Below are 12,754 nucleotides of genomic sequence, written 5' to 3'. Positions count from 1 at the left end.
CTTGGATTTATGACTATTATGAATAGTGAAAAACTTGAATTCACAGCGTTTTATTAAAGACATTAAATTAAAGAATATAAAATTGTGTAGGGTAGTTAGTATCTTTAACAAACTAATATAATTCTCCATTATAGAGATTGTGTTAATTAATAAAATATTGTCTCTTCTTATAGAATAAATCTAAAAAAATGAAAAAAGCATTGGTGCATGATTGGTATTATACAAACGGAGGAGCAGAAAAGGTCATACAATCTTTTAACGATATATGGCCAGACTTCGAACATTATGCATTAGTAGATTTTTTATCGGTAAAAGACAGGGCTAATATTTTGAATGGGCAAAAGGTCAAAACTAGTTTTATTCAAGAATTACCAACAGCAAAATCCAATCACCGAAAGTTTCTTCAAATATTCCCTTATGCTATTGAACAATTTAATTTGGAGGAATATGAATTTATTTTAAGTTCCTCTTCTTCCATTGCAAAAGGCGTTATTACACATCATGATCAATTGCATATTTGTTATTGCCATTCACCTATGAGGTATTCTTGGGATTTATATCATCAATATTTAAATGAGGCAGGGTTAAATAGAGGATTCAAAGGGATGTATGCCAAGTATGTTCTACATAAGATGCGTAATTGGGATATAATTAGTTCAAATCGAGTTGATCATTTTGTGGCAAACTCTGAATTTATTGCAAGAAGAATATTTAAGGTATATCGCAGAAAGGCAAAGGTGATTTATCCGCCAGTGGACACAGAATCTTTTAAGCTAGAAAGAAATAAAGAAGATTTCTATTTTACTGCTTCTAGAATGGTTCCGTATAAGAAAATTGATCTAATTGTAAAAGCTTTTAATGAAATGCCGGATAAAAAATTGGTGGTTGCTGGGAAAGGTCCTGATTTTGAGAAAATAAAAAAAATTGCAAAAGACAATATTGAATTTTTGGGTTTTGTTTCAGATGAAATACTAAAGCGCTACATGCAATCAGCCAAGGCATTTGTTTTTGCAGCGGAGGAAGATTTTGGAATTGTCCCTGTGGAAGCACAGGCATGCGGAACTCCAGTGATTGGATTTGGGAAAGGGGGGCTATTGGAGACTGTTAAGCATGGAATTTCAGGCGTTCATTTTGGTCGGCAATCTGTCAATTCTATAAAAGAAGCAGTAATATATTTTGAAAGTTTAAATTTTGAACCCGAAGTAATTCGAGAAAGTGTTGAGAAATTTTCAAAGAAACGGTTTGAACTAGAAATGAAAAATTATGTGGAATTAGAATATTCCAAATTTAAAAAGCTTAAATAAGGAATTTTGTTAGGCTATAATTTATCATTTTTATAATATTATATTTGCGTTTAGAATAAATTTCCAATCCATATAATGTTTTCCAACCAACATCGCTATTCAGGTTTTATTAATCCCATATCCTATGCGGTGGATTTGTTGGTCATCAATCTGTTTGCCTATTATCTGCCTATTAATTTTTTAACACCAATTCTTTTCCACACCTACATTTCCATAATCTGGGTGATCATTTCATTTAAAAATGAATTTTATGAGGTGTATAGGTATACCAAGGTAACCTACATTCTAAAATTGTTATTTTCTCAATTTTTATTCTTTTTCTTAACCCTTTATGCTTTTATAGGATTTTTTAAACAACCCAACATCAGTCGGTTTGTTTTGGGCCAATATTTTTTACTTGTAGGTTTATCAATCTCAGCTTTAAAGTTTTTGAACTATGTGCTATTAATGAAATATAGGGAACGCGTAAAAGGAAATCTTAGGAATGTTGTGGTCATTGGAAAAAACAAAAAAACGGAACAACTAATAGATGTATTCAACAATAGGGCAGAATTTGGGTATCATTTTGTAAAGCAGTTTTGCCCAAAGGACAGGGGTTTTGATATCCAAAAAACGTTTGATTATATCCTAATTAAACAAATCGATGAAATCTATTGCTCTATTTCGGAATTAAAGAACAGTGAAATAAATGAGTTTATCAATTTTGCGGATAACAATTTAAAGACCTTAAAATTTATTCCGGACAACAAGAACATCTTCGCGAAGAAATTGAAGTTTGAATATTATGATTATATCCCTGTTTTATCGTTAAGGGATATACCCCTTCATAACCCCATTAACTCATTTGTAAAACGTTCGTTCGATATTATTTTTGCTATAATTGTGATCCTTGGCTTGTTGTCGTGGCTGACACCATTATTGGCCATCATTATATCGCTTGAATCTAAAGGCCCTATTTTCTTTAGGCAAAAAAGAAACGGAATAGACAACAAGGAGTTCTATTGTTATAAATTTCGATCTATGGCCCCTAACCAAGATGCGGATCGTTTTCAGGCCAGTAAAAATGATATGCGGATAACAAAAGTAGGGCGCTTCATAAGACGAACCAGCATTGATGAATTACCACAGTTTTATAATGTGTTCTTTGGCACAATGTCGGTTGTAGGCCCAAGGCCCCATATGGTAAAACATACTAATGAGTATGCCAACAAGGTAGATAAGTATATGTTGAGGCATTTTGTGAAGCCCGGTATAACAGGATTGGCGCAAATTCGCGGTTATAGAGGAGAAATAGAGGCCGAGGCGGATATTTTAAACCGGATTAAATTTGACATCTTCTATATAGAAAACTGGTCCCTCTTCCTGGATATTAAAATAGTATTCCAAACCGTGTTAAATGCCATCAAAGGGGAGGAGAAGGCATATTAATACAAGTAATCCTTTATTTTGGCTGTTAATCTTGTATAATCCCACCATGAAGTTTATTATAGTATTTTCGAAACTTTTATAGGAGTAAGCAAAAACATAAAGAATGAAAAGAGTTTTAATTACAGGGGCAGCAGGGTTTCTAGGTTCACACTTATGTGATCGTTTTATCAAAGAGGGCTTTCATGTCATCGCCATGGATAACCTCATTACGGGAGATCTTAAAAACATTGACCATCTCTTTCATTTGGAACAATTTGAGTTTTATCATCATGATGTAACCAAGTTTGTTCATGTTCCCGGAAAACTGGATTATATTCTTCATTTTGCATCGCCCGCAAGTCCGATCGATTATTTGAAAATTCCAATCCAAACCTTAAAAGTAGGGGCTTTGGGAACACACAACTTATTGGGGCTTGCAAAGGATAAAGGGGCCAGAATCCTTATTGCTTCCACTTCGGAGATTTATGGAGACCCATTGGTACATCCACAGACCGAAGAATACTACGGCAATGTCAACACCATAGGGCCAAGAGGGGTCTACGATGAAGCCAAACGCTTTCAGGAGTCGATTACAATGGCCTACCACCGCTTCCACGGAGTAGATACCCGTATCGTGCGAATCTTCAATACTTATGGGCCTAGAATGCGACTTAATGACGGGCGTGTTATTCCAGCTTTTATGGGACAAGCCTTACGTGGGGAGGATCTTACGGTCTTTGGGGACGGTTCTCAGACTAGATCATTTTGTTATGTCGATGACGAGGTTGAAGGTATCTATCGTTTGCTAATGAGTGATTATACAGATCCGGTAAATATTGGAAATCCCCATGAAATAACCATTAGAGACTTTGCTGAAGAGATCATAAAATTAACCGGAACAGATCAAAAGGTTATTTACAAACCGTTGCCAAAGGATGACCCTATGCAAAGACAACCGGATATTTCCAAAGCCAAGGAGATTTTGGGATGGGAACCCAAGGTAGGTAGAGCAGAGGGGATGAAGAAAACCTATGATTATTTTAAGTCCCTTTCTCAAGAGGAATTGGTAAAAACGGAACACCGCGACTTTGCGGATAGAAATAAAAATTAGAAAGAGTTTAATAAAATTCAATTTGTTATTATTTCAAGGAATAACATGATTTTCAACCTCAATCTGTATTTTTGCCCAAAACTATAGAAAATGAACATCCTGATCCTTGGTGCTGGTGGTCGTGAGCATACCTTAGCATGGAAATTAAAGCAAAGTCCTAAACTAGATCAACTTTATGTTGCGCCAGGAAATGCTGGTACAGCGTCCATTGCCGAAAATTTATCCATTGGGGTGAATGATTTCGAAGCCATAAAAAAGGCGGTTATATCCAATAATATAAACATGGTAGTTGTAGGACCCGAAGATCCTTTGGTAAACGGCATTCATGACTTCTTTTTAAACGATTCCGAAATACAACATATTCCCGTCATTGGTCCACAAAAAGCAGCTGCTACCTTAGAAGGAAGTAAGGATTTTGCCAAAGAATTTATGATACGCCACAATATTCCTACTGCGGCATACCAAAGCTTTACAAGTGATACCTTGGAAAAAGGCTTTGCTTTTCTGGAAACCCTGAAACCCCCTTATGTGCTTAAGGCCGATGGCCTGGCGGCGGGGAAAGGAGTGGTAATTCTAAATGACATAGCCGAGGCAAAAAAGGAACTGCAGAGCATGTTGGTAGATGCCAAATTTGGAAATGCAAGCGCTACAGTGGTCATTGAAGAATTCCTTTCTGGTATTGAACTAAGTGTTTTTGTATTGACCGATGGGAAAAACTACAAGGTTTTACCAACAGCCAAGGATTATAAACGCATAGGAGAAGGAGACACTGGTTTGAATACAGGCGGTATGGGTGCCATTTCGCCCGTTCCATTCGCCAATAAGGCATTTATGGACAAGATACACGAACGAGTGGTGAAACCTACCGTAGAGGGTCTTAAAAAGGATAACCTGCCATATAAGGGATTTATCTTCATCGGCTTGATCAAGGTTGGGGAGGAACCTAAAGTGATCGAATACAATGTCCGTTTGGGAGATCCGGAAACCGAAGTGGTATTACCAAGAATTCAGAACGACTTAGTTGCCGTTTTTGAGGCCGTGGCCAATCAAACCCTGGATCAAATTGATTTAAGAATAGATGATAGGACCGCTACAACCGTGATGACCGTTGCAGGAGGTTATCCGGAAGCCTATGACAAGGGAAAAGAAATAACAGGATATGACACTATCTCTGATTCTTTGGTGTTCCATGCCGGTACTACCCTAAAAGATGGTAAAGTAGTTACCAACGGTGGAAGAGTCATGGCGATTACGTCTTTCGGAGAAAATTTCAAAGAAGCTTTAGCAATATCCTACCGAAATTTAGATAAACTTCATTTTGACGGGATGTACTACCGTAAGGATCTTGGATTTGATTTGAAATAGAGGGAAATGTATGGAATAGAAAATCCGCATCGAATATAGATTTCTATATCCAATGCGGATTTTGTTTTTATTTTAAATCCTTTTAGATGTAGGAATGAGCCGTTGCGTCCTTGCTCTCTTCTCCGCTATCGTTGAACTTTTTCAATTGTAACATCCAGTATACCATTGCAGCCGTGCAGATGATCATAAAGATCCAATTTAAAAAATTGGCCGCCCACCAATTTTCCATAAAACGCAATTGGTCAAATGGCCAAAACAAGTAGTTTACAAATAAATCCGCTATGCCTTCAAAAAATGCTGTCATCTTATTTATCTTTACCTTGCAAAAGTATAAAAACCTAGGATGATTTCAAGCATTTTTGGAAAAACAAAACCCATTAACTACATTATTTTGTTGGTGTTTTTGTTTTTGTTCTATTGGTTTGCCCATTTGTTCCTTTTTGTACAGACGGAGCTTTCTGACGAACTTCTATATAAAATGGGATTTTTGATCCTTTTAATGTTCAGCATATTCTTGGTTGACTTTATTGTAAAGCGGAACAAACTCACCAAAACAAATTCCTTTGCCATCTTGTTTTTTACCATGTTAATGGTGGTTTTCCCCGAAGTGCTTACAGATAAAAATGCCATTTGGTGCAATCTCTTCCTTTTGTTGGCCGCTAGGAGATTGCTGAGCATAAAATCATTAAAAAATATTAAAGTAAAGATATTCGATGCTTCACTTTGGATCGTAGTGGCCAGTCTGTTTTATGACTGGGCCATCGTATATATTGTTCTTGTCTATATAGCTATTTACCTGTATGACCCTAAAAATGGGAGGAACTGGTTGATACCTTTTATCGGCTTTTTTACGGTGGCCATGATTTCCTATGCCGTTCTTTTAATAGTTGACAATCCAACTTTTTTAAAAAAACACTATCAATTCGATTATCAATTCAATGTGGCTTATTTTACACATATTGGGAACAGTATTAAATTGGTCATCTATATCCTATTGACCACTATAGCCGGGATAGTGGCATTTGTTAAACTCCGTACTTCTGGCTCTGGAAAGATTATTGCGATGCGACTGATAGCCCTGTACTTTTTTATTTCCGTGATTTCCGTCGTACTCATATCTGCCGATGATTCGTACCCTGTATTGATGACTTTCTTCCCAGCAGTTATTTTCTTTACCCATTATATAGAATCAATAAAGAGGTCAAATGTGAAGGAGATAGCACTGATAGCTGCTGTGCTTATTCCCTTCCTTATCTTCTTCGGGGATATCTTGAATAAATAAAAAGTATCTTTGCCCTAAAATACGCGTAAAAATGTTCAGTGAATTTGCCTATTTCATTTTTGAAGAAAGTATACAGAAGTATCACGTTAAGGATGATGTTTATCAAGAATTTTCAAATCCTTATAAAAAGGACGATATCGCCCATTTGTTATATCGAAAAAACTGGATCGATACGGTGCAATGGCATTATGAAGACATCATAAGGGATCCTAATATTGAGCCAGGTGCAGCATTGGTTTTAAAACGTAAGATTGATGCCAGTAATCAGGATAGAACGGATTTGGTGGAGTATATCGACAGTTATTTTCTAAAAAAATACCAATCGGTTGTAAAAAAGGCAGATGCCACCATCAACACTGAAAGTCCAGCCTGGGCGATAGACCGACTCTCAATCTTGGCCTTGAAGGTATACCATATGAAAGAAGAGGCAGAAAGGACAGATGCTTCGGAAGAACACGTATTAAAGTGTCAACAAAAGTTGAACATCCTCTTAGAACAAAAGAAGGATCTATCATTGGCAATTGACCAATTACTTACAGATATAGAAGCTGGCAATAAGTACATGAAGGTCTACAAACAGATGAAAATGTACAACGACGAGGAATTAAACCCAATTCTTCGTGGCCAAAAAGGGTAACATTTCTTTAAAATCAAAAGATAGCACTCACATTTTGGTGATCAGGTTGTCTGCTATGGGAGATGTGGCCATGACGGTCCCGGTGCTGTCGGGCTTGGTAAGTCAATATCCAAATGTCCAGATCACCGTTTTAACCAGAAGCTTTTTTACCCCTTTATTTCAAGGAATTCCTAACGTTACTGTCTATGCTGCTGACGTAAAGGGGAAACATAAGGGTGTAGTCGGACTCTATAGTCTTTTTAAGGAACTTAAAGGCCTTGGCATAGATGCAGTCGCAGATCTTCACAATGTGCTGCGAAGCTCCATCTTAAAAGCTTTTTTTAGACTGACCAACATTCCCTTTGTGCAACTAGATAAGGGTCGCGTTGAAAAAAAGGCCCTCACTGCAGGTTCCCAAAAAATATTCAAACCATTAAAATCCTCTCACCAGCGATATGCTGATGTTTTTGCCATATTAGGATTCCCTGTTAATTTAGAATTGGTCAGCCCTGCTCCAAAAAGAGAAATGTCTGCAACCATCCAAAAGGTTATAGGGCCAAAGACTGAAAAATGGATCGGTATAGCACCATTCGCAGCATTTGAGGTAAAAATGTACCCATTACTACAAATGCATAAGGTGGTTAAGGCGCTTAATGAAAGTGCCAATCATAAAATACTATTGTTTGGAGGCGGTAAGAAGGAAGAAGAACAGTTGGAATCCTGGGCAACAGAGTTCAGTAATTGCGTGAATATGGCGGGAAAGATTTCTTTCGAAGAGGAATTGACCGTTATTTCCCACCTAGACCTTATGCTGGCCATGGATAGCGGAAACGCTCATTTGGCCGCGATCTTTGGAATACCCACTATAACTATTTGGGGCGTAACCCATCCTTATGCCGGGTTTTATCCATTTGGACAAGATATTGATCAGGCATTATTGGCAGATAGGGACCTATATCCATTGATTCCTACTTCCGTATATGGTAATAAATTCCCCAAGGGTTATGAAAACGTTATGGATACCATAACCCCTGAGGCTATCATTGCTAAAGTAAATTCGGTTTCGAATAAAGAGTAGTTTTCCTCCTTAGGCCACAGCTTTTTGGGAAATCAACTTGAAGTAGTTTTTCAATTGTTGTACATACTTATAGCGTAACATTTTTGAATTTCCTTCTACCATTAAAGTGCGCACCCCTATATAAGATGAGATCACATAAGTGGCAACGGCCTCACTGTCTACATGTCTGTCTACATATCCATCTGTTTTTCCTTTTTGCAAGGTCGTAATCAGATTAACCTCCCATACTTTTATTATATCCATGAGATATTTCATGATTTCAGGATTCCTTCCATTGAATTCTGTGATAAAGTTGCTTAACACAAAACCAAAATCCATTGTATTGTGCTCTGCCGTTTCAAGGGCGTCTTCTATGGACTTGGAAATAACGCTTAAAGGGTCTTCCTGACCTTCAATGGGCTCCACAAGCATACTGTATACTTTTTGGAACAAAAGGTTCTGTACAATACTAATAAAGAAATCTTCCTTGGATTGAAAGTGGTAGTAAAACGCTCCTTTCGAAAGGGACAGCTTTTTTAAGATGTCATCTATACTGGTATTATAATATCCCTGTTGATAAAACAATTCTAGTCCAGTACGTTGCATACGATGCATGGTGGCCATGCGTTTTAGGTTCTTTTCCATGAGATTTGGGTTTTGGGGTAAAACAGACCCGAGAGTCTTTAACAAAGAACAGACAGATATAGGATTTGGTAAATATTAAAAGACGTATCGCACGATAAAATCGTTATAACGGCTATTTTCTACAAAAAAGGGTCATTTTTAAAAAATAAACCGACCAATCAGTTGGTAATTGGTCGGTTTTAATCTCGGATAAAGTGTATTTACACCTTATTTTACCTTACAAGAATGGCCTAATTTAGGCTACTGTACCCTGACAACTGCTCCCTGCACCTGCGGTACAGCCATAACAATGTTGTGATATAATGATGTTCCTATCATTAAGGATATCCTCATTGTAGTCCTTTATATGTTTCACCTTACTGGCCACTTTTAGGTCCAGCATTTGATTGAAGTCGCAATCATATAACCACCCGTCCCAGCTTATAGAAATGGTATTGGTGCACATTACGTTTGCTACCGCGGAAGGATTGTAGGCCTCCACTAGGGCATACATATAATCTTCGTAGTTCTCTGATGCTATCAAATAGTCCAAAAAGCGGGCAATGGGCAAATTGGTAATCGCAAAGAGATTATGAAAGTCTATGTCGAAATCTTCTTTTAATGCCTTTTTAAAATCGCGCTCCATGGCGGCCTGATCTCCTGGGAGGTAGGCACCTGAAGGATTGTAAACCAAATCCAATCGCAGATCACTATTTGGCATGCCATATCCAACAGCGTTCAATTCCTGAAGTGCTTTAATGGATTTATCAAAAACTCCGTCACCCCGTTGCTTGTCCGTTTTACCTCTAGTGTAATGGGGCATGGACGAGATGACATGCACGTTGTGTTTTTTGAAAAATTCTGGAAGATCGTAGTATTTTTTATTGGCCCTGATGATGGTCAGGTTAGATCGAACAATAAAATCCTGGATCCCCGCCTTGGATGCTTCTTCTACGAACCAACGAAAATCGGGATTCATTTCTGGGGCACCACCTGTAAGATCCAGGGTGTGGGCACCCGTATTACGGATGACCTCTAAACACTGTTCCATCGTATCACGCGTCATGATCTCTTTCCTGTCCGGACCTGCATCTACATGACAGTGCTCACAGACCTGGTTGCACATATAGCCCACATTGATCTGCAATATTTCCAACTTCTTAGGTCGAAGTGGGAAATGACCTATTTGGGCAATTTTATCCTTAAAGTAGGGGAGTTCCCCATCTTCGAAGATGCCACCGTTCAGGATTTCCAATTGTTTGTTACCGATCACAAGATCATCATGTCTTGCTTTTAAAGATTTTGTAGCCATTTTTTTTGTATTCAGTATTTAGTTCGCAGAACCATGAAAAGATTACAGAATAAAGAGGTTTTCCTATTCTTTTAAACTCAATGGTACTGCAGTAACAATAATTTAATTTACATGGACAGTTTATCGTACTTTTTCATCATTTGTACACCATGTACCAGGGTTGCGCCACTTTCTATGGCTGCCCCTACATGGACCGCTTCCATCATTTCTTCTTTGGTAATTCCCTTTTGTAAGCCATCCTTGGTATAAGAATCGATGCAATAAGGGCACTTTACCACATGTGATACCGCTAAGGCGATGAGTGACTTCTCACGGGCCGTTAAGGCTCCCTCTTGGAATACTTTTCCGTAATAGTCGAAAAACTTTGTTCCCAATTCCTCACTCCATTCGGTAATCTTGCCAAACTTTCTTAAATCTGCTGGATCATAATATGAATCTGCCATTTTTTTATTTTTTTTAGTTGTTGTTTCTTCTGTTTGGTCCTCGGTGGGATTAAAATTATAAGATTTTCCCTGTAATTGCCTTTCAGCTGCGGGAAGAATTTCCATATTGTCCCAAAATCCAGTTAAGAGCGTGTCCGCATAGGCTTCGGGTAAATGGTTTTTTATCATCAGCTGGTTAGCGGTGGTATGGTCATATTCAAAATATTGATGTGAAACTTGTACTTCCCCATTAATTTCTTCTAGGATCATATACCAGACTCTTGTTTTTCCCTCATTGGCGGGCATCCCAATAACTCCCGGGTTTATCCACTGGCGATTTGCCAATTTTTGATGAAATGGAAGTCCACAATGACCGGCTATGATGATATCACTTTGGGTTTGTTCAAAATTTTCAAGCTTTATATGATCTGGGGTAGATTCAAATATAAACTCAGAAATATTGCTGTAAGACCCATGGACCACCATCACCTGTTTCCCACCATAGGTAAAGGTTAAATGGTTGGGCAACTGGCCCATCCATTCAATGGAATCCTCGGATAATTTCATTTGGGAGTAGGGGTACCATAGTTTTGAAAATCCATCGCATCTGCTGCCTTCGGTGAAGTCACAACCACAATCCTCCGCACCTTCAAATAATTGCTGCTCAACATTGCCCGAAATACTCTTTGCCCCCCATTGTCTAAATAGAGCGACCGTTTCCTCCGGTTGTGCACAGTAGCCCACAATGTCCCCGGTACAGATGCAATTTTCAGGGGATATCCCTTCTTCTTTGGCAATTTCTACAAGACGCTCCAAGGCCTGAAGGTTGCTATAAACACCCCCAAATAATATGAGCTTGCCCGATAGGGTTCCCAGATGTGTTATTTTTTTATCCATTTGGGTATAAAATATAATAAGATGCAGGAAAATATCCCCCAAAAATTAATCCAAAGTAAATCGGCATATTTGCCCTTTGTGAAGATCAGGCTCTGTGGGAAAACTTCCAAAAGCAATAAAAATCCAAATAATATTCCACAAAACACACTTAAAAAGAAACTGATTTTAGGCGTTTCACTTTTCCAAAATAGAAATACAGGGGTCAAACCAATGACCATAGTACCACTAATGGTGGTGGCCGATAAGATTTCTGCATTTAAAAAAACGGGAATTGTACCTAAAATAGCAATAATGGCCATTGACCATCGTCCAAATTTCAAGGTATTCCCCAACTTAAGATCTACGGATAGTAATTTGGAAAAGGAGGAAAAGGTTGAATCCAATGTTGATGCTGCGGAAGTGATCATTATAAAATTGATGACCAATAGTATGGCCACACCAAAAGCTTTTCCTACTTCAACGGCTGCTTGTCCCTGTAGTCCTGCATGCTTCGCATAGACTCCTATAATACTGAACAGTATAATGCTTATGGCACCCACTAAACTTGCCCATAAAAAGCTTTTTCTTGTCACTTTAGGGCTACTGATAAAACCCCTATCGGTCAACACGGGATCATGAAAGGGATAGCTGAAGGACTGTAAAAGGGCCGCCAAAAGCAAATTGACACCCATTTCAAAACTCCACACCCCGGTTGTAATGGCTTTAGAAGGAGAGAAAGAGGCATCTACATGGAATACATTCCAAAGTATGATGAACAAAAGAATGGAAAATAGTGCCATTTGGATCGCGTCTGTAAATATGGAGCTACTAAGTCCGCCTTTTAGGGTGTAGGCCAAGGTAAGTGCCGTAAAAACTAAAATAGACCAAAAATATGGGGATGATCCAGTTTCCCCAAAGTAGGTGCCAATGACCATGGTATTGCTCCATACTTCGTTAAATAGTCGTATGGCTATGAGAATAGAAAATACCGCAACTGCACCCTTTCCATATCTTGAGGTTAAGAAATGGTGTATGCTGAGGAATTTACCTTGCATGCGCATTTGATAAATGATAAGTCCTGCCACCGCAAAGGAAGCATAATAAGCAGCATAGGCTACCCCTCCAACAATTCCATAGTCAAGCCCTAAATTTGCGGCGTTGGTTATGCTCTTCGCAAATATCCAAGAGATCACCAAACTCCCCATTAACATAAAGGTATTGGGGGCTTTCTTTTTATGCACAGCTTTAAAAAACTGATTGGTATTTTTAGCAAGAGGAGAAAGCACAAATAGTAGTATACTAGAAGTGATAATCAAACCCCATTGCCAATACTGTTCCATAACTATTTTTTATCTCTTACTTATTTTTTCCACCGCTC

The 12,754-nt window shown here is 38.2% G+C and carries 12 protein-coding genes and 1 pseudogene; 7 read left to right on the top strand and 6 right to left on the bottom strand.

The window, feature by feature from the left end; genetic code table 11:
• The first annotated feature begins 188 nt into the window (after positions 1 to 188).
• From SB49_RS11925 to purD, 4 genes are all read left to right on the top strand, one after another.
• Positions 189 to 1,304 (top strand): glycosyltransferase, encoded by a 1,116-nt coding sequence (locus tag SB49_RS11925; RefSeq protein WP_062056887.1) that lies wholly within the window; start codon positions 189 to 191, stop codon positions 1,302 to 1,304.
• Between the two features lie 75 nt (positions 1,305 to 1,379).
• A complete protein-coding gene (locus tag SB49_RS11920) occupies positions 1,380 to 2,732 on the top strand; it encodes an undecaprenyl-phosphate glucose phosphotransferase (protein ID WP_062056884.1) in 1,353 nt (450 codons plus the stop codon).
• A 103-nt stretch (positions 2,733 to 2,835) separates the two neighbouring features.
• Positions 2,836 to 3,822 carry a UDP-glucuronic acid decarboxylase family protein gene (locus SB49_RS11915; protein WP_062056882.1) on the top strand — a complete coding sequence of 329 codons (987 nt, stop codon included), beginning with the start codon at positions 2,836 to 2,838 and terminating at the stop codon, positions 3,820 to 3,822.
• A 90-nt stretch (positions 3,823 to 3,912) separates the two neighbouring features.
• On the top strand, positions 3,913 to 5,187 hold the full coding sequence (gene purD, locus SB49_RS11910) for a phosphoribosylamine--glycine ligase (protein WP_062056880.1): 1,275 nt from the start codon (positions 3,913 to 3,915) through the stop codon (positions 5,185 to 5,187).
• A gap of 82 nt (positions 5,188 to 5,269) precedes the next feature.
• Here the strand turns inward: purD and SB49_RS11905 are convergent, their stop codons facing one another.
• The gene (locus SB49_RS11905; protein WP_062056878.1) at positions 5,270 to 5,491 is read right to left on the bottom strand and encodes a DUF6341 family protein; all 222 of its coding nucleotides are present in this window, start codon (positions 5,489 to 5,491) and stop codon (positions 5,270 to 5,272) included.
• A gap of 39 nt (positions 5,492 to 5,530) precedes the next feature.
• Between SB49_RS11905 and SB49_RS11900 the strand changes: the two genes are divergently transcribed.
• From SB49_RS11900 to SB49_RS11890, 3 genes are read left to right on the top strand one after another with little or no spacing between them, the layout of a single operon-like run.
• Entirely contained in the window at positions 5,531 to 6,469 is a 939-nt protein-coding gene (locus tag SB49_RS11900; RefSeq protein ID WP_062056876.1) for a DUF6427 family protein, read from the top strand.
• Positions 6,470 to 6,500: 31 nt separating this feature from the next.
• A complete protein-coding gene (locus SB49_RS11895; RefSeq protein WP_062056874.1) occupies positions 6,501 to 7,106 on the top strand; it encodes a DUF4254 domain-containing protein in 606 nt (201 codons plus the stop codon).
• On the top strand, positions 7,090 to 8,163 hold the full coding sequence (locus SB49_RS11890; RefSeq protein WP_335337876.1) for a glycosyltransferase family 9 protein: 1,074 nt from the start codon (positions 7,090 to 7,092) through the stop codon (positions 8,161 to 8,163). Before SB49_RS11895 ends, SB49_RS11890 begins: the two co-directional genes overlap by 17 nt.
• 9 nt (positions 8,164 to 8,172) lie before the next feature.
• On the opposite strand, the gene SB49_RS11885 is transcribed toward SB49_RS11890, so the two are convergent.
• The 5 genes and pseudogenes from SB49_RS11885 to SB49_RS11870 form a co-directional block, all read right to left on the bottom strand.
• Positions 8,173 to 8,787 (bottom strand): TetR/AcrR family transcriptional regulator, encoded by a 615-nt coding sequence (locus SB49_RS11885; RefSeq protein ID WP_062056870.1) that lies wholly within the window; start codon positions 8,785 to 8,787, stop codon positions 8,173 to 8,175.
• A gap of 235 nt (positions 8,788 to 9,022) precedes the next feature.
• Positions 9,023 to 10,078, bottom strand: a complete 1,056-nt coding sequence (arsS, locus tag SB49_RS11880) for an arsenosugar biosynthesis radical SAM (seleno)protein ArsS (protein WP_062056868.1) — start codon at positions 10,076 to 10,078, stop codon at positions 9,023 to 9,025.
• Between the two features lie 107 nt (positions 10,079 to 10,185).
• Positions 10,186 to 10,521, bottom strand: coding sequence for an arsenosugar biosynthesis-associated peroxidase-like protein (locus tag SB49_RS15905; RefSeq protein ID WP_082591163.1), 336 nt, complete (start codon positions 10,519 to 10,521; stop codon positions 10,186 to 10,188).
• Positions 10,522 to 10,782: 261 nt separating this feature from the next.
• A pseudogene (locus SB49_RS11875) lies at positions 10,783 to 11,397 on the bottom strand (metallophosphoesterase family protein); the annotation flags it as partial.
• Positions 11,382 to 12,716, bottom strand: coding sequence for a sodium:solute symporter (locus tag SB49_RS11870; RefSeq protein ID WP_062056865.1), 1,335 nt, complete (start codon positions 12,714 to 12,716; stop codon positions 11,382 to 11,384). The gene SB49_RS11870 and the pseudogene SB49_RS11875, both read right to left, overlap by 16 nt.
• Between the last annotated feature and the right edge of the window lie 38 nt (positions 12,717 to 12,754).

Source organism: Sediminicola sp. YIK13, assembly GCF_001430825.1.
In the GTDB taxonomy this organism is placed as follows: Bacteria; Bacteroidota; Bacteroidia; order Flavobacteriales; family Flavobacteriaceae; genus Sediminicola.
Note: the sequence above shows the minus strand (reverse complement) of the source record. Positions and strands in the feature narration are given on the sequence as shown.